The following is a 22,710-nucleotide window of genomic DNA, read 5'->3' as shown; positions in this document are numbered from 1 at the left end:
AAACCACTGTTAAGCATAAAATCTTTTCCCAAGGGCAAGCTCCATTGCCAGTTTACCTCGCTAACTGTCTAAGTCAGCCGGCAATATGCCTGTTTCAATATTTTATTGCTGTTTTTTGCCCGTTAATGCAACTAGTTTTGGCTATACATTTAATAGGAAAGACTAAATAGACCATTAAAAGCAATAAAATCATGAACGAATTATCAATTAAAAAACAAATAGGCCTTTGGGGTAAAATAACAATGTATTTTGTTGTATTTCTGCTAAGCGGTTTGGGTGCTGCACAGGCTACTGAAATTAATTTAACCGATAGCAATACTTTAGTTAGCAAGCCATTGGTGGCGCTAAAGCATATAAAGGCAGGCGTACTGGATGTGGGTTACGCCGAGGCCGGCCTGGCTGATGGGGAAACAGTTATCCTGCTTCATGGCTGGCCTTACGATATAGACAGTTATAGTGAAGTAACAGGCATTCTTGTTGCAAAAGGCTATCATGTATTGGTGCCCTACCTAAGAGGTTACGGTACAACGAAGTTTCTTTCTGCAACTACTCCCCGCAACGGACAACAAGCAGCAGTTGCGGTAGATATTGTGGCCTTTATGGATGCTTTGAAAATTAAAAAAGCCATTTTGGGTGGTTACGACTGGGGAGCTCGTACAGCCGATATCATTGCAGCCATCTGGCCTGAACGTGTTAAAGGATTGGTTTCGGTAAGTGGTTATTTAATTGGTAGCCAGGCTGGAAATTTGGCTCCTTTGCCACCAAAAGCTGAGCTGGCCTGGTGGTATCAATTCTATTTTGCAACGGCACGAGGTGCGGCGGGTTATGCAGCCAATACCAAAGCCTTTAATAAACAAATCTGGCAGCTGGCCTCACCAAAATGGAGCTTTAGCGATGCAACCTATGCGGAATCGGCCAAAGGGTTCGATAATCCTGACCACGTACAGGTGGTGATCGATAACTACCGTTGGAGATTGGGCTTAAGTAAAGGAGAAACTAAATACGGTGTACTTGAAAAGAAACTGGCTACCTCACCTACTATTTCGGTCCCCACAGTAACCCTTGAGGGAGATGCCAACGGGGCGCCGCATCCAGATCCGGCACAATACGCTAGTAAATTTACAGGCAAATATGTGCACCATACCATTAGCGGTGGCATTGGGCATGTGCTTCCTCAGGAGGCACCACAGGCTTTTGTCGATGCCATTATTGAGGTTGCAAATCTGGCCCGCTAAGCATCCCTTCATCCTTAATTATCCGCGATGGATAAAAATCAGATCCACAATCATTGCTTTTCGGGCAGTAATAAGTTCATCAAAAGCATTATCTGTGAGTTGAAATAACTGCTTGTACAAAGGAGCCATAATGAGGGGATAAGATAATAGCGAAAAAAGGTTCATCAGGAATTGGTAGGGAGGCATCGTTTTAACATTGCCCGAGTCCATTTCCTGTTGCACTTCGTTTAAAAAGCTTTCAACAGGACCTGAATCGATATTTCCAACCAGTTGCTTTCCGAGCGTGTTGATTTCGGTTACGAGAAAAGTTTCCTGATAGGGGAAAGCCATCATATCCTTTAAAAATACTTCAATCAGAAATTCAACCTTTTGCCTGAATGGTTTAGCAGAAGCCATACATGCGTTAAGGCGTTCGCTCAGCCCTTGCATCGCTTCCTGAAAAACAGCTGCAATGAGTAAATCCCTCGAGCGGAAATAGTAGTGCAGTGCGGTACGGTTTACTCCAGCCGCATCGGCAATTTCCTGAGTGGTGGCATGCAATTTACCTTCGGCAAAAATGAGCCTTTTGGCGGTGTCTTTAATTAATTGTTCGGTTCCGGTATTTTTAAGTGGCATGTTATTGTTTAATCGCTGTTAATTTAAATTAATGTAACTGTTTATACCAATCTCTTTGATAAAATATTCATCATGAGAGATCACCAACAGTGTGCCTGCATAATCTTTTATGGCTGTAGTTAGTACATCCAGGCTCTTCAGATCCAGATTATTAGTCGGCTCGTCCAAAATAAGCATGTCGGGTTTGAGGTTACTTACAGAAAGACAGCACAGCGCGAGCTTCATTTTTTCGCCTCCACTCAATCCCACACATTTGCGGTCAAAAGAGGCTGCATCAAATTGCGAATGCACTAAAAATGCTCTGATTTCGTGTTCCTGCAATCCAATCGAATTATATTCTTGTATCTGGTCGTAAATGCTTAGCTCTGGCTTAATCATCGCATAATCCTGATCGAGGTAAAGATAGGAAAAATCGGTAGCGCTGTAATTTCCCTGGATGGGTTGCAGCTCTCCAGTTACGATTTTTAGTAAGGTACTTTTGCCAGAGCCATTTGCTCCTTCAATCTGCATCCTTTCGCCCGATCGAAGCTGGAAACTGATTCCTTCTTGCAGCAAAGGAATGGTATATCCGAAGTTAATTGCTTCGGCATCGATCAGTAATTTTCCATGGTGTATTTCGGATGCCATGATGTTGATTTTTAACACTTGATATTGTTGAATTTGCGACCGCGTTTCCTGCATGTTTTCCTGTAAGCCCGTTATTTTTTCATGCTGGGCATCAAGTACTTTAGCCGTACTCCGTTCCGATTTACTTTTCAATCCGCCGGCAATAATGCGGGGAAGCGAGTTGCTTTGTCCGGCGCTTTTACCACGCTGCTCTTGTTTTTGGCGCTGGTAGGCTACATCGCGTGCTTTCTTCTCTGTTTGTTTAAGTGTTTTGGCCTGTTCGTTAAGCTGTGCATGCAGGGCATTAACCTTTTCCAGCTTTTGCTGCTGATAAAATTCAAAATTGCCACCATAAACCTCAATGCCTTTTTTACTCAGCTCGAGGGTTTTGTTCATCAGATTAAGCAAGCTTCTGTCATGACTCACCACCAAAATGGTTGCCTTGCTCTGTGCTATAAATTGATATAATTTTTTTCGGGTTTGGATATCCAAATGGTTGGAAGGTTCATCTAGCAAAATCAGCTCTGGTTGGTGCAGGTTTATGCTGGCCAGGAAAATTTTTGTTTTCTGTCCTCCACTCAGGCTGCCAAGTAACTGATCGGTTGATAAATGTTCTAGTCTCCATTTTTTTAATGCCTGACTTACTTTCTGCTCAATTTCCCAGTCATCATTCAGATCGGTAAAATGCTGCGGATCGGCATCACCAGCCAGAATAGCTTGCAGGGCTTTTAGCTTTTGATCGATGCCAAGTGTGCGGGCAACGGTATACTGGTCGTATTCTCCTAAATGCTGCGGAATGTACCACGGCTTTTCAGGGGTGATGATTTCGCCTGAACCGGGTTGCATAGCACCTGCAAGCATTTTGAGCAAGGTTGATTTGCCTACACCATTAATGCCCACTAATGCCGCTTTATCGCCGCTGGCAATGTTTAGCGAGAGGTTATTGAAGAGTTGCTCGTTATCGGGATGGGTATAAGAAAGGGATCGGATGATTAAACTCATAGCTAAACATTAGGCAATTGAAAAATATTTACGGGTGTAAAGGTATTATTCTTTTTTGTTTAACAAAAATGTTTAATAAGAATAATTTAAAATCGTATTTACTAATAAGCAGAATATGAGTTGATTAAATCTTAATATACTTCATAACATAAGGTGCAACACTTCGTTGCTTTGTTTATTAAAATGAAAGAAGGTAGGTGGGAAGATATGCTTTTATAAGGCAAATTAAGCGTAAGCCTGATTATTTTTAATAAAGTATACTAAATTTGTAGACTTTTTCTATATTTGGCCAATCACCAAATTCTCTTGCCGAATAGCCTGGTGATTTCAGCAATTCATAAAAATAACATCCTGGTTGTGCAATGTGTGGCGCTTTATGTAATGGTGGAAAATTCATTCAGCACAGATGGCGTACAATCCAGGATGTTATTTAAGCTTTTCACAAGATACGATTAAGCCCTCATTACTATCCGATTATCACAGAAAAAATAAATACTATAAAATCTATAGGTTTAATTGGTTTTTAATATTTTTTGTTTTACCTTTACAGCATCTAGTAATTCCACCAATAGTAGATAATTTATACAGAAGAAGGGAGAGGGAGCCTCATCGATCTTCTAGCAACTTTTCAGTAATGAAATAAGTGCTTTACTCATTCCGGAGGTATTCCGGAAAAATAAATTTACTGCATCTAATAATTCCACCACTAGTATAAACGGCAATTCCAAATTTCCAGTTTTTCAGTTCCAAAGTTCCAAAAAAAAAACACACAACATACAAAAGGCATCGATTAAATCAATGCCTTTTAATTACTGTTTAAATTAGCTTTAAATCAATTATAAACAAATAACGGCATAAATACTTGCATCTTGTTTAATAGTTAATTATAGCTTATCAAATTAAGCCGTATCAATACGTTAGTATATTGATTACTGTTCCACTTCGAAAGTCGCTTCAATCGCAACAAATTCAGATTGAACTGCTGTTATTACTTCTGCATCCATCTGAGAATTACCACCAAATGACACACTGATGTTACCATTGTTCTTATTGGCAAAGAAAGAGCCCGTGTCTTTCGTACCTGTTACCCTTATTTCGGTTGGCTTCCCACCGTTAGTGCTTTCATACTCGTAATTTAATGCCCATCCGTTAACCGTCTGATCATCATAAAATTTAGTAGTTTGTTTTTTGTTTGTACGTTCCATGTTATTCATTTTTAATTGTTTTTATGTTTGTCCTGTTAAAATTCCATTTTCAAAAGTTAATGTACCGTTGGTATTATTGGCTTTCTTATAGTTTACTACAGTGTTTAAACCAGCATGACCATTAACCTCTACCGGACTGTTTAGCGCAATCCTGAAAGCGTTTGCCAAAAAAACGACATTATTACCGTCTAATACCTGTACAAAGCCATTTGTTAACACGCCCTTACGTCCTACGCTACTCGCGCCGTTACCATCATCAAAGCTTCCGGTTCGCATTCCTGGGCCATATATTTTGACACCTGGATTCGTAATACTAAATGATTCAAAAGCACTATCATCGTCCAATTCAACCAAAACATTATTTGAAGCGTCCAGAATCCTTACATTGTTGTTTACACTGTCAATTTCAACTCTTTTGCCAGTGGCTTTTGTTTTCAGGTTCTGGGTGATAATTTCAAGCGTATTGATGTAAGCAGCATTAATTATATTTGCACGGATATAATCGGCATCTAAAAGAGTGGTTTTTATTTTTCCCCCCTCTACAATAGTGGTACCCAATTTAGCCAGCTCTACAACATCCTGGTAAGCCAAAGATTTGAGATTAGCCGTTAAAGTATTGTAGTTTGCCTGAGCTGTGTCTGCTGTTGACTTTGCCAAATCAATTGCCGCCTGTACATCTTCGGTTGCTGGTGTCCAGTCGGTAGCCTTATTGCCCTTTTCAATCTTTACCCAATTGACTGTACTAGGGTTTACGCTCTGTTCGCTATAAACACTAATTCTATATTCGTTGGCCGTACCGTTATATACGAATGCATTTGAAACAGTTTCGACCCCATCAGTCTTATTCAACCTAACAACATTTTGACTGGCATTGTTAACCCATAACTGAAAACTTGCCCCCACACCGCTAACACCGTTCAAGGTTGCTGTATAAGTTTCTCCTACTATCAGCGATTCAGAGAGGTAATAAAGCTGCATAAAGTCTGTACCAGTAATGGTTTGTTTTGAAAGCTTAACCAAATTTCGCCCCCCTAATTTTATGCTGTTTACCAATTGTTGGCTTAATATCGCAGCAGCCGCCTGTGCAGCATTAGCCTTATTCTGTGCATCAGTGGATGCTTGGCTTATAGCATTTGCCTGCGCCGCATTCGCTTTGCTCGTAGCCGAATTGTCAGCATATATTTGAGCCGCCGAAATTGTTGCTAAAGCTTTAGTATCGGTATATCCATTTGCCGTAGCGATGGCAGTATTAACCTTTGCTGTAGCGTCATCTTTTGCAACCTGTAGATTTGTCGCCGCCTGGGCAATACGTGCCGCCTCTTCTGCATCTACGATCCCATCGGCATAGGCTTTTGCTACCTCACGCTCGTAGGCAGCCTGCGCATAGGCTGCGTTGGTTGCCGCCAGTTGTGCAGCATCTGCTTTAGCCTGAGCATCTGCGGTTGCATCTTCGGGGGCTGGTGTCCAGTCGGTAGCTTTATTGCCCTTTTCAATCTTTATCCAGTTAACTGTGCTGGGGTTATCACTTTGTTCGCTGTATACACTAACCCTGTATTCATTCGCTATACCAGCATATATAAATGTATTGGAGATAGTATCTACACCATCAGTTTTATTCAACCTGGCAACGGATTGGCTGGCATAGCTAACCCATATTTGGAAAATTGCACCAACCCCACTAATACCATTCAATGTTGCGGTATAGGTTTCGCCCACAACGAGTGGCTCAGAAAGGTAATAAACTTGGATTTGTCCAGCGCCAATTAATATCTGCTTTGATGCCTTTACAAGATTTTTACCACCAATCTTTATACCGTTTATTTTAGCAGTAGCATCATTAGCCGCCGCCTGTATCGCCGCTACCTGTGCTGCGCTTGCCTTAACAGTCGCATCGGCAGCCGCTTGGCTGGTAGCTGTGCTTATTGAGTTATTGACGAAACTTGCAGTTGCACCACCACCATTTGATATAATTTGGCTTGCGTTTATTCTTGCACTATCTATTATGCCCGATTTGATGGCGTTCGCATCTATTGAAAGTGTATTAATGTAAGCAGCATCAACAATATTAGCCCTTATGTAATCGGCATCTAAAAGAGTGGTTTTTATTTTTCCGCCCTCTACAATAGTGGTACCCAACTTAGCTAGCTCTACAACATCCTGGTAAGCCAAAGATTTAAGATTAGCCGTTAAAGCATTGTAGTTTGCCTGCGCTGTGTCCGCTGTTGACTTTGCCAAATCGATTGCCGCCTGTACATCTTCGGTTGCTGGTGTCCAATCGGTTGCCTTGCTTCCAGCTTCCCATTTAATCCACTCTACTTCAAAATATGAACCCACTACACCAATACCCACTATATAAGGCCGATAGTTAAAATCAGCATCAGGGTTATCAAATGTTAGAACCGCTTTATTACCAACTAAACTAGAGGTATAACCATAGTAGTTTTCGTAAAGGAAAACATCCGAATTACCGCTACTCACCAGTACAGCCGATAACGTTACCTTTCCTGCTGGAAGTTTAATATTAAGACCTTGTATGCCGTATGTACCATTTTGGGTGGCTGTCACTCTTAGTTTACCATTTACTATGGTAATTGTTTCATTTCCAGTATTGCCCCCCCATCCCCATACACCGTTAATAAACTTTGAATTTAGAACGTAGTTCCTGCCACCAATATTTATGCTGTTTACCAACTGTTGGCTTAATATCGCAGCCGCTGCCTGTGCAGCATCAGCTTTATTCTGTGCATCCGTAGATGCTTGGCTTATAGCATTTGCCTGCGCCGCATTCGCTTTGCTCGTAGCCGAATTGTCAGCATATATTTGAGCCGCCGATATTGTTGCTAAAGCTTTACTATCGGTATAGCCATTTGCAGTAGCGATGGCGGTATTAACCTTTGCTGTAGCATCATCTTTTGCAGTCTGTAGATTTGTCGCAGCCTGCGCAATCCGTGCCGCCTCTTCTGCATCTACGATCCCATCGGCATAGGCTTTCGCTACCTCACGCTCGTAGGCGGCCTGTGCATAGGCTGCATTTGTTGCTGCCAGTTGTGCAGCATCGGCTTTAGCCTGTGCATCTGCGGTTGCATCTTCTGGGGCTGGTGTCCAGTCGGTAGCCTTATTACCCTTTTCAATTTTTATCCAGTTTACTGTGCTAGGGTTAACACTTTGTTCGCTATATACACTAACTCTGTACTCATTCGCTATGCCAGCATATATAAATGTATTTGAAATAGTATCTACGCCATCGGTTTTATTCACCCTGACAACGGATTGGCTAGCGTAATTAACCCATATCTGGAAAACTGCACCAACACCACTAACACCATTTAATGTAGCTGTATAGGTTTCACCCACAATAAGTGCCTCAGAAAGGTAATATACTTGCATGTATCCTGTCCCAGTTAATGTCTGCTTTGAAGCCTTTACAAGATTTTTGCCACCTATTTTAATACCTAAAACCCTCTGAGCTGCATCATTCGCAGCCGCCTGTATTGCAGCTACCTGTGCTGCACTAGACTTAACGGCAGCATCTGCCGCCGCTTGCGTAGTAGCCTGTGTAATGGCATTATTTTGAGCGTTCGTAGCTTTTATAGCCGCATCAGTTGAAGCTATACTTACTGCGTTGGCTTGAGCGGTATCAGCTTTGCTTTGCGAACCTGTAACCGTTTCGGCATTACCACCAGTAACCACAACCTTACCTTTGATGAAAGCACGTTCGGCATAAATACCATAACCCTCTAACTGTCCAAAATCAGCGTCATTGATACCGTTTAATTTACCTAAACGAACCTTTGTTTTACCTGCTAAATTATCGCTGGTAATGCCGTCCAATACATCCATATAAGGCGCACCAGTATCGCTATTGGTTAAATAAATAAGCCCCTGTCTATTCACATCCGTTGTGTTACCAAACTGGAAAACAGTATCACCAGCCTGAGGAATGCCCGTACCTGTCATACTGCCTTTGAAAAACTCAAAAAAACTGTCGGCTACGTAATTAACCTTGGCCGTGTAGAATTTAAGCTTTTTACCATCCCACACCTGACACCTGATAATATCGTCCGGGCGTAGCTGTACCGCTATCGTGTTATCATCAGTATTAATTTTGCATTGATAGTAGCTTCCATAATCGGTCACTTCTTTAATCTTTGCCACATTGGTAATTGCGACGCTACCGCCACTACCTGTAATTTCACGAACATTAAGCACATTAATGTTTAATTCTTTACGAACAGTAAGGCTATCAAATTCGGCTGATCCGTCTGGATTAATCCGGTAGCCCTGACCCGTGAAACCGCTAACATACACAGTGCTGTTAACGGTATCGGCCACAACTGATGCAAACTTTACTGCATCGGCTTTACGCAATGATTGATCTAAATAGTCTGCAAACTGTCTGCCATCCCATTTGTCGGCATCCCATGCGTAATCTGCAATATTTGCATGGCCTGCGTCATTGGCATAATCTGAAAACCCGGCTTTTATTTTAGTACCTGCTAACAACAAATAACCGTCGCTTTCGCTAAGACGGTTTAAGAATACGTTTTTACGGATTTGGTTAATATCCAGCAGTCCGGAACTTTCCAATAACTGCAAGGTGCGTTTTTGCTGGGCGTATTGCCTAACAATTTCGCTTACCCCGATGCTGTCAGATATTTCAAGCTCATATTTCGAAGGGATTTGAAGATCACGTTTATAACCAGCAATGCGTATTTGTCCATTTATGCCCAAATCAGCATCATAGATTACAACGGTATTACCCAGCACAATGTTAACATTCTGCTCTTTGAACCAAATTGGATCGCAGGTAACAGCATAAGAAAAGTTAAGTTTTGGATCGCTGTTTTTATTATAGTATGCCTGTGCAGCTGCAAATAGCTGAGCTTCAGCAGCATCTATATAGCTTTGCGGCATTTTAATATCCAGCAATACATATTTGTCGCCAACAGCCGGACGGATTAGGCTTGTAGGCAACTTTAAAGCTTCATCTGTATTTTGCTTAATGGTAAACTGCTTAGTTGCATGGTTATAGCTGCTAAGCTCAAATTCATAACCTGCCAATTGCCCTGTATTGAAAGCAACTTTTGCAGGTGTAGCAAGTTTATAAGCGTTTACGTCGAAGTCTAAAGAAGCATCACTGAATTTATCCCAATCATCATCACCAGCCAATACCGCTGAAATGGTGCCTTCACGTTGCGGGAAAATGTCATCAAATACAATGGTACTTTCGATAAGGCCGTAACCCGTAACCGGATCAACCTTTGCATTATCCTGAATATAGGTCAAGCCACCAGGTAACAAAAGGCTGGTAGCATGGTTGCGGTAATCTGATGGAAGGTTGCGGGAACCACCGCGCACGTACAACCTAGTTAAGATGTTCGTGTTTGATTTGTTGGTGCGTGCGATATCATAAAGGCCACCACCTTGCCCGTATTCGAACTGAAGGCCACTGAACAGCTCACGCTTTTGTAGGTGAATGGTTTTATTGTCGATCCAAAATTCTGTATCATTCTCATCAGCCAGACGGCTAAGCACCTGAAGGCAGTTTTCTGCATTGAAGCTATAATTTTTGAAGCTTGTATCGTCAACTATACCAACAGTCCAACCCGGCGAATGCCTGTTTGCACTTTCTACAACCAGCCCCACAATAGTTGCCGCGTTACCCATGATATTAAAAACAGGCTCTAAATATCCGTTTGAGGCATCCAACCCCTGAAGCTGAACTTTGGCCAGATCATAGAACAAATGTTCGAACTGTATCTGATATTCAAATTTGCGCTTACCAACTTTTTTAACCGAAGGGGTAATATTTATTTTATAGGTGTCACCATAAACAACAACAAAGTCATTTATCTTAAACTCAACATAATTAGGTAACGTAAACGCCATATCAACCACATTTTCAGCCATTGCTTTTGGGCTTTTACTCCCTGTAGGCGTTACGGTTTTAATTACCCATTCAACGGAACCGTTTGAGCGTTTTATATCGTAATTCATCTTAAGCGTATGGGGTTTTTAAATGTGGGTAATCGTCAAATAATATCAGGTTGAAGGTGCAATGGTCGTAGTAGTCTTTATAGTCGCTCACATCGCTGTAAATAAGTCTATAAATCCGGTTTGTCCTTTGCACCTTCAGGTCGAAATAACCAGCGGTAACAATCCAATCAACGAAAGCTTGATGCTTAAGGTTAAAATCAGCTTCGCTGGTGCCTTCAACCATGATCGGCACGGTAAGCGTGCGCGTTTCCAGAACACGCGTTGCTACATCGCGTTCTGTACCGTTCTGATCAGGCCAGTTGTTCGTTAAGCCTTCCTTTACCTTTGCAGGCTTACGGAGTTCCTTATATGTGTCTTCCAAAAAGACTACGCCATAATTAATGGCAGGTGTGTTGTTGAAATAAATAGCATCCATTATATACCCCCTCTGGCTCTTAATGCGTTATCACTGTTCATTTTACTGGCAATTTCTTTGAGATAAGGCAGATACTGTTCTGAACTTTCTGCATTGCGGCGGGTATTATCCTCAATTTTTATGAGCATAAGGCCGTTTTTTCTCATTTCAGTAAGGTTCTGGCTTGCAGTCTCATTTCCCTGCCTTAAAAGCTGGTTACCTTCAAGTGTTGCGATACGCTGGCCGCCAAATTGTCCGGCAAGCAATCCGGCCTCTTCTGAGGTGATCCCCTTAACAGCTTCGGCAACTGTGTTGGTGCTTTTTTCCTTATTACCTAAATCCAAACCTGTAACCTTTTGCAGGTTTTCAAATTCAGCTGCTACACCGCTCATATAGGAATCGTAAACCTTTTTTAGGTCTGCGATTTTCTCAGAGGTCAGGCCGTCTTTAGATGATTCAGCGAACTGCTTGTAAAATCCGTCCATCGCCTCAGTAAGCACCTTGTTTTCAAACATGCTTAGTGCTGCATCCTGCATGGTGGATTCAAAGAAATCGGCTAAATCCTTAACACCTGTTTTACCTTCCTTAAACATGTTCAGAAGGCTATCTGTAAGCTGATCTTTGGTAGTTCCGGTAAATAGCTGGTTAACCTCATCGGCAAGGGATTCCATTGCCTGTTTAGCGTCGTAGCCTTTCTGTTCAAGTTCCTTTAAGCGTTCAACCAGGGCTTTTGCATCACCTTCCAGTTTTCCCTGAGCAAGTAATGAACTAAGCTGTTCGAAGTCCATTCCGCCCAGGCTGCCATAGGTTTTGATAACCTTTGCTTTTCGCACCCATGTACCGTGTTTGTACTCTTCTGAAGCGGTATAGCTCATGCCTGCAAGCTTTAGCATGATTTCGTCGCTTTCCTTTTTCCAGTCGGCCATTTGCGACTGACGAAGCTTAATTTCTGCACCGATGCCATTTAGGGTGTTTTTATTATCCCTGACAGTCTGTAAAGCACGTTGCTTAAGTAAATCCTGATAAACCCTTTCGCCTGCAATCGCATTTGTGTAGAAGTCTTCAACTTCCTGACGGGCTTTTGCATTCATTTCCTTTACCCGCTTACCGATTGAGAAAAGGCCAGCAACAGCGCTTACCGCTTTAGTTATACCGCCCACAATGTCACCGCTGGCAAAAGAAGAGAAAGCCCCGGCCGCGTCTGATCCTACCTTTGTCAGTTCGCCAATGGTAGCCATTGCATAGCCAGCCTGAGTGTCCACCCCGCCAAATGCCTGTGATAATTCGGAAAATGAACCGGATAACCTACCCAAATCATTAGAAATACCAGCTGAAACCTCTGCACTGGATTTTTTCAGATAGCCGAAACTATCTTCAAAGCCTTTAATAAAGCCGCTTTTTGCTTTTCCAGTGATAGGGTTTTCAAGCTTTTTGATTTCAGCCACCGTTTCAGCAACCTGCTTTTTGATCACTTTTAACTGATCCTTTGAAACCAGGCTAACACCCAAACTGTCTTTTGCGTTAAGCTCATCCATCAGGGCTTTTAAACGGGCTTTTAAACCTTCAAGCCGGGTCTGGTCAACGCCGATTTTTAAGGTAAGTTCAAGTTTGTTAACCTCCCTTTCAATCTGCGTTTTTGCTTCACCCGAAATGTTGCCGCTTGCTATAAGCTCCTTTAGGGCTTTCAGTTCGGTTTTAACCTGTTCGCGCGTCATATCAAACACGTCTTCAGCAGCACGTTTATAAACCTCTGTTTTGGCTAAAGCTTCGGTTTTTGCTGCATCTATTGCCTCATCACGGCTACGCTCCAAAGCTTCGCGCTGATCTTTGGTAACATTACCATTTTGCTGTTTTAAAAGCGTATCAAGGTTACGGGCATATTGCTTTTTGATATCGATTTCTTTTTGACTATAGCTTTTGGCTGCCTCGAAGGCTTCAGCGTACATTTTGTCATCAGCCTGTTTTCTGATCAGCTTTTCGTCGTCAATCTCTTTAACCAGCATTTCTTTACGCTTAAGCTGTGAGCCAGTCAAATCGGTTTTACCGCTCAAATCTGCCATTTCGTCTTCTAGCCTTTGCAGGTAGTTTTTTTGGGTGTCAACCTCTTTCGCAAAACGCTCTTTTGCCTTCGCTTCACCAAAGGTTTTTTTATACTCTTCAAAATCACTGTACAGCTGTTTTTGCTTATCAAGGGTAATTTTTAACTTTTCAGTGTCCTGATCGTACCGGATTGCACCAGTTTCCTTTTTTTCCAAATCATTGATAACTGTTAATGTACCGCCGCCGATCTGCTGGCCTTTTGGGGCTTTTGCATTGAACTTATCAATCTCCTTACGCATTTCGGTATACTTACGGCGGGCATCAAGAATTTCCTTTTCATTCTGCACCTGTCCTTTGGCATTGATTTCGGCAGTTTTATCTGCGATTTTATCCATAAGGGCAGCTTTCTTTTCACCCCATTTTTCAGCATCCTTAGCACTCTTTTTATCAGCAGAAAGGCCGTACTGCGCTTCAATGTCAGATACCTTCTGAAGTTTTGCCTTATAGGCAGCTATTTTGGCATCACCCGGTGCAAGGGCATTCAGTTTTTCGGTAACGGCCTCCTTTACTTTTTCGATATCACCTTTACTTCTGGCACCCGCAATCAGCTTATCGAAATTGCCTATTACATCCTTCAGGTCTGCGGCATATTTTTTGGCACGTTTGATTTCGATATCTTCATCAGGGGTAAGCACCTTACCACTACCATCAATCAAAGCCTTTACACCTTTACCATTAACACCATTCAGTATTTTACCCTGAGCATCTTTATATTTGTTTATCTCGGCATCAACAATACCTTTATTTGCTGCTGATCCGCTAAACAACTCATTCCACCACTGCTTGCCTGTCATTCCCTGAGACGTTGGGGCAAAAGTTCTTTTGATGGATACCCAAAGCCTGTCCATTGTCGAAACTGCCTTTATTCCACCATCTTCAATGTTTTTAAGCTTTTCTTCAAGGGCTTTATATTCTGCGTATTGGGTTTCAGCCGAAACTGCTTTTTTTACGGTCTGGGCATAAGCGGCTAAAGCTTTATCAGCTTTGCCTGCTGCAACCTCTTCAAGCGTAAATTTATCAACCACGCCCTCTGTAGTACCTTTTAACTCTTCGTATGCCTCAATTTGCGCCTCTTTGGTCGCATTATGGTCTTTAATAACCTTGATAAGCTTTTCAAGGCGCGCCTGCTCTTTTCCGGCTGCACGTTCCCCTTTTGCCCTTGCCTCGGTCAAACTGTCTTCAGCTATTTCGGCTGCTGTCTGGTATTGCGCACCAGCATAGGCAACAATAGCCAATGCAGCCAAAACTGCTGTGTATGCAGCAGTAGCAGCAGTGAGCCCGCCCATTTTGGCCGTAAGAACGCCCATCAGTTTATCTTTCAGGACTAAAAGGCCGTAATGTATTGCCTCAGCAGCAGAAGCCCCGCTGGTGGCTACGGTATTAAGGATTACAGCAGTACGGTATGCACCATAAGTGATAATCAACATTTTGATGATGTCGATCACTTTCTCATAATGTTCAACCAGGTTGGCAAGCTGGCCAATAGTTCCGGCCAGTACGCCTTCGTTTGATGCACCGATTGCATTTAACATCAGTTCCCATTCGTGCTTTAATCGGTTGATTTGTCCCGGCAAAGTTTCTGCCTGTTTACCGATAAGGTTATAGAACTGGCCGCCTGCGCTGGTCATGTTTGAAATAGCCTTTTCAACTTCAGGAAAACCGATTTTACCAGCTTCAACTAGCCCCCTAACATCTTCCTGTGCTACCTTCATTACTGTAGATAGCGCCTGAATGATAGGAATACCACGGTTGGTAAACTGGTTGATATCCATTTGGTAGGCGCGCCCCTGTGTTTTCAGCGTACCGTATAAGTAAGCGATATCGCCCAAAGGCTGGGAAACACCGGAAGCAACGTTTGCAAGCTGCTCAATATTTTTGGTTACGTTTTTTGCATCAACACCGTAGGCTAATAACTGCTTACCCGATTGGGCAATCTCAGAAAGTGTATAAGGTGATCTTAAGGTTAAGTCCTTCCATTCCTTCATTAATGCATTGGCTGCATCCTGGCTTTTAAGAATGGTTGTAAGTGAGTTTTCAATCTGCTGGAACTGCCCGCGGACTTCGATAAGCTGCATGACAAATTCTTTGGCTGCGTGGGCTGAAAACACGCCTGAAAGGGTGTAAGCAAGTTTCTTGAATAGTTTATCAACCTTATCGATATCCTTTTCAGCACCATCAGCAAGCCCTTTGATATCTAAACGGGCGCGCCTAACCGCATCCCTAATGGCTGGGTTATTAATGAGAAAATCAATATCTAACTGTAAATTGTCATTCATGCGCTTTTTTCGCTTTGTGCCTTGCGGCCATTTCTTTACCCGAAATCGTTACCGTTCCCGGCTTTTTCCGTATGGTTTTAGGCGCATCTGCAAACATCATCAGGACATTTACCCAGCTACGCCGCCACATGAGTTCATACCAGCTCATGCCTGTTTTTTCCATAATCATATAGATCATGCCCCAAAGGCTATTTAAGCCGACGCTTATTAACTCTTCTTCGGGGTTTTCTGACCCAGACCGGGGGTTGTTATCTTCATCTCCCTTATTAATCTGGTAGTATTCATAAAATTTGCTGTACCTCCCATAGCCAGCAGCAATTCAGCGGCATACATAATCTGCTTTTGGTTCAGGTTCCATTTCAGCCATACTGCCACGATCCGATTAAGGAGCCACGGGAATAAAATGCCTTTGAACATCGCAATAGCGATAATGCGGCAATGGGTATAAGTGTGTTTCAGTTCAAGTTCCTTTGCCTGGTGAAGTGATATTTCGCCGATCTCATCATCAGAAATACCCATCTTCAGGTAAAGGCTATCTATCCGCAATTGGTTGCCCGCTGATGGGCGGTAAAATTTAAGCTGCTTCATCCCAAAGAGCCTAAAAATAAGGGGTGCCTTTATTGGCAAAAGCACCCCTTTTTCTAACAGCGTATCAGCTGTGAGCAGTTCCATTTCCTGCATAGCTGCTATTCTTCAGGGTCTTCCCACGATACATCTGGAATAGCCTCAATTCCGGTGTCTGTTGCTTCGATTTCGATATCCATCAAAGCGATAGCGCCTTCAGAAAGATCGAAGTTTTTAACCCCTGACCAGCTACCACGGGTAATGGTATAAATGGCACCGTCCAATGTCTCAACAACTAAAGCTTTGATCTGCTCAGTAGCAACACCTTTAGCTTTTACCCACTTATCGCGGCCGTTTAAAGTAACGACCTCACCACCTAAGCAGGTTTTTAAACTTGCAGCCGCTGTGTTCATTACTGAGAAAGCAGCAGTTTCAGAACCGCCCTGAAGGGCGATTTTACGGGGTGAACTTTTACCAGCCTGGTAGTGTTTGGTTTTGGTTGGCTTTTCTTCGGTGATTTTCATGGTGTCCTTATACACCTCGACTTCTACTAGGTTGGTAATTGCACCAGTTGTAGGGTTGAAGTCACCCACTTTTGCGCTTTTAACGCCTACGTTGTAAACTGACATATTTTAATATTTTAAATGGTGTTTAATCAATGTTTAAAATTGGGGGCTGCATCATGCTAGCCCCCCGGTTTCTGTGTGTGGTTTTGTGCTTACTTTTGATCTGCCTCTTTTTCGGCAATCTTCGTTTTCAGCGTTTCGGTTTTCATGTTTTGTGCTGGCGCTTTTTCGTACAATTCGGTATAGCGTTTAATCAGCTCATCCCTTTCCGGATCGTCGGTTAACTCATCATCACCGGATAACTTCGGATTTGGAACCCAGACAATATTTTTATCGTCAAGGGTTTTGGCGTGGTTACCTGCATCATTCTTATGCTTTTCGGTAAATGCGTTGTTATCACTGGTGAAGTGAAAGCCTTTTTCGTTCGGGTGTGCCGCAAATAGTTGCTCGGCAATTTCCTGCCTGCTCAGTTTTTTCATGTTAAAATCTAATTATGTTATAGGATACGCCCAGCCCTAAGGCAGGCAAGAATTTGTTTTCTGATGGGGTATAATAGTAGCCTGCTTGCAAACCAATGCCCCAACGTGTCGGCCTGTGGCTTTCGATGGAAAGGTTTTGCAGCTCTCCGATACTCACGCGTTTATCGGGGCTTAAAATGTCCGTGTAATAGGTATAAGGTGAAATGAAGTTTTTACGCTTCTTGTAATCATGCCTGATCAGTTTTAACTTCCAGCTAATCGCGTCGAATGTACCGCCTGCGCTATCCGGTGTAAAACTGGCAGTCAGAAAATCATCTTTGTACTGGTAAGATTTCCTGTGTAAGCTATCGATAACTGCTACAGCCCTTAAGTTCTTCGCTTCAAGCTTTCCGATCATAGCGGATGCCTGTTGCAGTTTACTGGATTTATCGAGGTTATCGAGCCTTAAGCTATCCATTACCGATTGACTGATCGGCAGTTTGCTGATATCGCCATTACTTAAGATATCACCTTTCCGTTTAGCTACTGTTTTTGAGTAACCCTGATTATCTACTGATTTGGCAATGATCTGGGCTTCAGTTTTTGCTTCATTGATGATATCATTTGAAGGCTTAGCAGTAACCCGGCTTTCGGGTTTGCCAAATACAAGCTTGTAGGTTAACCAGCCGCAAAGCACAACCATAACGGCAAGGCATAATTTTAAAATTGTGTTTTTCATTTCCTTTTTTGTTTATAGTTCTCAATGGCGGTACTGTCTACCGTTTTTTGTATCTGCTGATTGGCTCCACGCTCAACCAGATAAGCTTTAAATACTTCGTCCTTCTCCTTGCGCTCATCCTTAACCTGCTGCTGTAGCTCCTTTTTTTCGTTTTCGCAGTTTTCCACTGATTTGCTGGCATCTAACCGCTGGCTAATAATGACACTGACTAGCACCAGGGTAATGACATATACCGCGTAAGCTATCGGCGTTTGGGCAATCTCTTTGGGAGATATTTTTTGTAAACTTTCTTGTATAGGCTCCATTATACTTCGTTGATTGATAAAATGCCCGTTTCGGACAACTTGATTTTACGGATGTTCTTAGGTTGACCGATGTTAAATTTTGGCCTTCTAGCCGCAAGCAGTCTACTTTTTTCGATCCAGGTAAAACCAACAGCATTGCTTTGATTGCCTCCGAATATCAGGTAAGCTTTTTCGTTTTCTCCTACGTAGAAACCTACATGGCCACCGCCTGGCCTGACAAAAACCAATACATCCCAAAGCATAGGGGTTTCAGCCTTTACGCCCCAATTGATCCACTCCCGGGCTGCAAGTAGTTTTGCGGCTGAAAATGCGTAACCGCATCGTTTAGCCACAACTCCCACAAAAAGACCGCACCAGGGAATATCATCATCGGTGTACCATCCGCTTACCCCAACTTCATTAGCCCATGCAAGTATATTGGGGTTACTGCCTTTGCCTGGGTGTTCCAGTTCGCCGTAATGCTTCAGTGCTTCCACCAGCATTTTTGGCGCTCCTTCCTTCGAAAGCCAGCTGTATTTTTCGGGTAATGTTTTCATTGGTTGAAGGTTATGCGGGGCGGCCTTACCGTCCCCGCTATTGATTATTAACCTGTTATTTCATCGCGCCAATCGCCTGATTCTGTAGCGGAAGGCAGATATAGTAGTGACGGTAGTTTACCCTGTGGGCTTGGTTGGTCGTATCCGGTTTATCGTAATACTGACGGGTTAACCCGGTCTTCTTACCGATATTATCCAACCAGTAGAATACAGATGCTTTTTTATCTGTTCCACCAGGTGTAGAACCGAAAGGTAACTTCGCACCAGCAGCAGTATAGTAAGGGTTCGCAACGTATTGGAACACTTCAAAGCCTGCAATCATGTAGGTAATTTTACCTGTTACCGGATCAGTAAGCTTGGTAATGTTACGCTTATCAGAAAGCAATAAGGCGTTGTAGTGATCGGTTGCCAGTACAGCCCTACGGCCATCTTCAGGCACTTCCATATCATCAAACTTGCCTTTCATTGTTACCAGCAATTTGTACACGTCTTCCGGCGTATAGTTGTCTGGCAGGGTAAGGATCGGCGTTGCATTTGTGTTGGTTGCCGGGGCAATGGCGTGCATCGCTTTTTTGTACTTACTGCGGGAAATCTGGCGGACGTGGCCACGGGTGGCATTGTCAATTTTAGGATATGATGCACCGATGGCAGCATCTTCTGAAATCCTGGTGGCTTTGGTCTGGAATTTATCAAGGGTAACCAATTTGGTTCCGTCCTCGAACTCCTGAACTTCGATCGGATAGGTTGTATTGTTAATCAATACATCCGGCGCGAAGGTCTCTAAAGCAACGTGGATAACGTTCTCTTCGCCAATTTCTGTGATGTCGGCTTCCAATTCAGGAATATCGGCAAGAAATGGGGCTTCGTGGGCGGTAGACAATAGCTGTCTTACGCGCCCGTTCCATGCTTCTGGAAAATTTTGTGGCATAATTATAAGTTTTTTGTGTGTTGAAATACTGTTTAAAGAGTGTTTAACTGAGGTTTAAAGGCTAGACAAAAAGAGCTGCGTAGGCTGTTGGTTTCTCCGCTTTAAAGGCCAATTGTTTAGCTAATGGCAGCGCCTGGAACTCATCGATATTTTTCGGATCGTCACCGGCTGCACCTTCAGGTTTTTTGATTTCGCCCGATAGGGTTGTTTTAGCTGGCATAGCTCCCAAAGTTTTAGAAGCCAGATCGAAGTTGCTTGAAGCCAGCTCGATATAGGTGTCTTTAAGGTCAGCAGTGATTTTACCCGTTAAAACAGCCTCTTCTACAAGCTTTTTGGCCTGAATGTCGGTCATGTTCTTAAGCGCGACTTTTGTGTTATCGTGCGCGGTTTTTTCATTTGAGTAGTTAAGGGCAAGTCTTTCGATAGCTGCACTTACGGCAACAACATCATCAGCGCTTTGCATGCCTAACGCAACCAGCGTTGTTGCGGACAGATTAAGTTTTTCCATTTTTTTTACGTTTTTATCCTTGATTTTAATTTCTGCGGGTTTGTTCTTTTCGACAGAAAGGCATAGCTGCTTGACATCACTTTCGGTAAGTAATTCACCTTCCTGGCTGTAAAGGCTGATTGAATTGCCGTTGCTGGGAACGGGGCAGATAGAAGCTTCCATCATTTCGGACTCTTCAAGCCAAAGGTTACCTTCATCGTCGTATGCCAGGTAAGCAGGGTTAAAGATTAACCCGATAGATGCACCTTTGATAAAGCCTCGTTCGACTTTTCCGATAGTAACTTCTTTGGTCTTATCATCGTAATCGAAATCAGTTTCGGCCTTCATTTGCGCACTCTCAAACCTCGTATTAGCCCACCGACCCAGAACAGCCTTTGTGCTGTTGTTATGGTCTTCCAACATGACCGAGTTACTATTGAACCTGGCCATCTTAATGCCTTTGTGCCGTACAAAAAAGCCGTAGCTGTTTTTTATACTTTCATCACTTAATACGAAGGTTATCGGTTTTCTCATTTATGCTATTGTGCTTTCGTTGAGACAAAGGTTTAAATAATCGTAACCCTCTCTAAATAAGCGCGCAAGCTTTGCTCATCTTTTTAGCATTGACCTTTTTTAAAGACAATTTTGCTTAAATATTTAGGTAAATGGGATTAAAAAAAGACAGTATTAGACAGAAGGCGATGGATTATTTCATCGAAAATCTGGACGCTACTCAGGCCGAAGTGGCCGAGCTATATCGGGTTACCCCGAAGACGCTTGGCGAATGGCATAGAAAAGACGATTGGGAGCAAAAAAGGATGGATTACCATACCAGCCCCGTAAAAATCAAGCAGCTAACACAACGCGAACTATTAAGCGTCGCCCAGGGCAATGCACCTAAGCTTCCTGCCGACACCATGAGTAAGCTAATGGCTGTGCTGGACAGGTGCGATAAGAAAGCAGACCCGATAGTTGTAGCACGTATCCTTAAAGACCTGGACAATTTCATTTGCCAGATAAACCCCGCTTTGGCATTGGAAATTGTAAGCTACCATAAGCAGTTTTTGATGCACCGGATTAACCTAGAATCGTAATGAGCACAGATAATAAGAAATACTTAAAGCTCGTCACGGACTATGAGGCGCATTGTAGCAGGATTGCCCAGGCAACCGCTATTGCCCTTCAGGAAGACCCAAACGCAAAGCTGAAACGTATTAAGGAGCTTGAAAGCGATTATGTGAAATGGTTTGAATACTACTTCCCAAACTTCGCCAAAAAGAAATGTGCCTGGTTTCATAAGCGCCTGGCAAAACTCCTGATTGACAATAAGCGTATCAGGCTGCTGGCTGAAATGTTCCGTTCGGCGGGTAAATCCGTGCATATTGATATGGGTATCCCGCTTTTCCTTTATCTGGCAAAGAATGACCTAAAATTTATGCTGCTGATCGGTGAAACCGAAAAGAAAGCTGCACAACTGCTTTCAGGCATTCAGGCACAACTGGAATATAATAACCGTATCAAAAATGACTACGGCGAAAAATTCCAGCAGGGAAGTTGGTCTGAAGGCGATTTTACCACAACTGACGGGGTAAAATTTATGTCTTTAGGCTTCAATCAAAACCCCAGGGGTGCGCGTGAGCAGGCAGAAAGACCCGATTACATTGTGGTAGATGATGTAGACAGCAAAAAGCACGTAAAAAACGACACGCTAATGCGTGAAAGCGTCGACTACATTACGGAAGATGTTTGGGGCTGTTTCGATTCCGATGAAGATGGTACGGAAAGGTTTGTATATGCAAATAACAACTTCCATAAAAACAGTATCACTAACCGCCTTAAAACCTTTTTCAAGGAAATTATTGAAGGCAAAGAGGATGAAGACGACGACGAAGATTTTGAGGATGAAGATGAAGAGCTTTACGATGATACCTTATTTGAGGTTTTCAAGGTTTGCGCGGTTAAGGACATTGTAGATTTCGAACCTGAATGGCCTGAAAAAACCAGTTCAAGATATTGGAAAGTGAAATTTAAGCGTATGCCTTACCGCTCCTTTATGCGGGAGTACATGCACATGCATATCGAAGACGGTGCAATTTTCAAGTTTGAAGATATCCTGTACTGCATACCGCTGATGCTCAAAGAATATGATGCGCTTTGCCTTTATGGCGATTTGAGCTATAAGGACAAAGGCGATTATAAGGCAATGGTGCTGGTCGGAAAGAAAGGCCGTGATTTTCATATCCTTTATGTTTATCTGAGACGGAAGAGCCGCGCAAAGGCAGCTGAATGGCTCTATGATCTCTACGAAGACAAAAAGCTCGCACGCATCAATATACGCTATCTGATAGAGGGTCTTTTTGCACAAGATGAGTTCGTTAGTGACTTCGATTTAGAAGGTGATAGCCGGGGCTATCATATTCCCGTAAGGGCTGATAAGCGGGGTAAAGCAGACAAACACGACCGTATCGAAAGTATTGTCGGGCATTTTGAAGGCCACCACGTATTCTTTAACGGCCTATACAAAAGCAAAGATCAGCAACTTTTGATTGATCAGTTTTTAGCATTTGAAAAAGGTAGCCAGGCAAACGATGACGGACCCGATGCAACACATGGCGCATTCTCAGTAGTCAACAAAAGAACCCGTAAAAAGAAAGTTAAATCCGCTTTCGGCAAACGCCAAAGCATGAAATATTAAGT

At 42.9% G+C, this 22,710-nt stretch carries 18 protein-coding genes and 1 riboswitch; of the genes, 3 read left to right on the top strand and 15 right to left on the bottom strand.

The window, feature by feature from the left end; all coding sequences use genetic code 11:
• The first annotated feature begins 191 nt into the window (after positions 1-191).
• Positions 192-1,235, top strand: coding sequence for an alpha/beta fold hydrolase (locus DBR40_RS09065; protein ID WP_199748305.1), 1,044 nt, complete (start codon positions 192-194; stop codon positions 1,233-1,235).
• An 18-nt stretch (positions 1,236-1,253) separates the two neighbouring features.
• Here DBR40_RS09065 and DBR40_RS09060 read toward each other — a convergent pair whose 3' ends face one another.
• The 15 genes from DBR40_RS09060 to DBR40_RS08990 all read right to left on the bottom strand — a co-directional run bounded on the left by DBR40_RS09060 (position 1,254) and on the right by DBR40_RS08990 (position 20,547).
• Positions 1,254-1,850, bottom strand: coding sequence for a TetR/AcrR family transcriptional regulator (locus DBR40_RS09060; protein ID WP_124559416.1), 597 nt, complete (start codon positions 1,848-1,850; stop codon positions 1,254-1,256).
• A gap of 18 nt (positions 1,851-1,868) precedes the next feature.
• Complete coding sequence (locus DBR40_RS09055) at positions 1,869-3,458, bottom strand: ABC-F family ATP-binding cassette domain-containing protein (protein ID WP_124559415.1); 1,590 nt, start codon at positions 3,456-3,458, stop codon at positions 1,869-1,871.
• Between the two features lie 577 nt (positions 3,459-4,035).
• Positions 4,036-4,141: riboswitch (SAM riboswitch) on the top strand.
• 246 nt (positions 4,142-4,387) lie between these two features.
• Entirely contained in the window at positions 4,388-4,663 is a 276-nt protein-coding gene (locus tag DBR40_RS09050) for a hypothetical protein (protein WP_124559414.1), read from the bottom strand.
• Positions 4,664-4,684: 21 nt separating this feature from the next.
• Complete coding sequence (locus DBR40_RS09045) at positions 4,685-10,660, bottom strand: phage tail protein (protein WP_124559413.1); 5,976 nt, start codon at positions 10,658-10,660, stop codon at positions 4,685-4,687.
• A 1-nt stretch (position 10,661) separates the two neighbouring features.
• Complete coding sequence (locus tag DBR40_RS09040; RefSeq protein WP_124559412.1) at positions 10,662-11,075, bottom strand: hypothetical protein; 414 nt, start codon at positions 11,073-11,075, stop codon at positions 10,662-10,664.
• Positions 11,075-15,430 (bottom strand): tape measure protein, encoded by a 4,356-nt coding sequence (locus tag DBR40_RS09035; protein WP_124559411.1) that lies wholly within the window; start codon positions 15,428-15,430, stop codon positions 11,075-11,077. Before DBR40_RS09035 ends, DBR40_RS09040 begins: the two co-directional genes overlap by 1 nt.
• Entirely contained in the window at positions 15,423-15,608 is a 186-nt protein-coding gene (locus tag DBR40_RS09030; protein ID WP_124559410.1) for a hypothetical protein, read from the bottom strand. The genes DBR40_RS09035 and DBR40_RS09030 overlap by 8 nt, the downstream gene beginning before the upstream one ends.
• 29 nt (positions 15,609-15,637) lie before the next feature.
• Positions 15,638-16,111: a hypothetical protein gene (locus DBR40_RS09025; RefSeq protein ID WP_124559409.1), complete on the bottom strand. Its 474-nt coding sequence runs from the start codon at positions 16,109-16,111 to the stop codon at positions 15,638-15,640.
• Positions 16,112-16,116: 5 nt separating this feature from the next.
• Positions 16,117-16,623 carry a hypothetical protein gene (locus DBR40_RS09020; protein WP_124559408.1) on the bottom strand — a complete coding sequence of 169 codons (507 nt, stop codon included), beginning with the start codon at positions 16,621-16,623 and terminating at the stop codon, positions 16,117-16,119.
• 89 nt (positions 16,624-16,712) lie between these two features.
• Positions 16,713-17,039 (bottom strand): hypothetical protein, encoded by a 327-nt coding sequence (locus DBR40_RS09015; protein ID WP_124559407.1) that lies wholly within the window; start codon positions 17,037-17,039, stop codon positions 16,713-16,715.
• 1 nt (position 17,040) lies between these two features.
• Positions 17,041-17,757, bottom strand: a complete 717-nt coding sequence (locus DBR40_RS09010) for a DUF6808 domain-containing protein (protein ID WP_124559406.1) — start codon at positions 17,755-17,757, stop codon at positions 17,041-17,043.
• Entirely contained in the window at positions 17,754-18,062 is a 309-nt protein-coding gene (locus tag DBR40_RS09005) for a hypothetical protein (RefSeq protein WP_124559405.1), read from the bottom strand. The genes DBR40_RS09010 and DBR40_RS09005 overlap by 4 nt, the downstream gene beginning before the upstream one ends.
• Positions 18,062-18,598 (bottom strand): TIGR02594 family protein, encoded by a 537-nt coding sequence (locus DBR40_RS09000; RefSeq protein ID WP_124559404.1) that lies wholly within the window; start codon positions 18,596-18,598, stop codon positions 18,062-18,064. The genes DBR40_RS09005 and DBR40_RS09000 overlap by 1 nt, the downstream gene beginning before the upstream one ends.
• A gap of 55 nt (positions 18,599-18,653) precedes the next feature.
• On the bottom strand, positions 18,654-19,526 hold the full coding sequence (locus DBR40_RS08995; protein ID WP_124559403.1) for a hypothetical protein: 873 nt from the start codon (positions 19,524-19,526) through the stop codon (positions 18,654-18,656).
• 61 nt (positions 19,527-19,587) lie between these two features.
• Positions 19,588-20,547, bottom strand: a complete 960-nt coding sequence (locus tag DBR40_RS08990) for a peptidase (RefSeq protein WP_124559402.1) — start codon at positions 20,545-20,547, stop codon at positions 19,588-19,590.
• A gap of 131 nt (positions 20,548-20,678) precedes the next feature.
• Here DBR40_RS08990 and DBR40_RS08985 point away from each other — a divergent pair, with 131 nt between their 5' ends.
• Positions 20,679-21,107 (top strand): hypothetical protein, encoded by a 429-nt coding sequence (locus DBR40_RS08985; protein ID WP_124559401.1) that lies wholly within the window; start codon positions 20,679-20,681, stop codon positions 21,105-21,107.
• Entirely contained in the window at positions 21,107-22,708 is a 1,602-nt protein-coding gene (locus DBR40_RS08980; RefSeq protein WP_124559400.1) for a hypothetical protein, read from the top strand. The genes DBR40_RS08985 and DBR40_RS08980 overlap by 1 nt, the downstream gene beginning before the upstream one ends.
• Positions 22,709-22,710 lie beyond the last annotated feature (2 nt).

This window comes from Pedobacter sp. KBW01 (assembly GCF_003852395.1).
In the GTDB taxonomy this organism is placed as follows: Bacteria; Bacteroidota; Bacteroidia; order Sphingobacteriales; family Sphingobacteriaceae; genus Pedobacter.
This window is presented reverse-complemented; position numbering and strand designations above follow the sequence as displayed.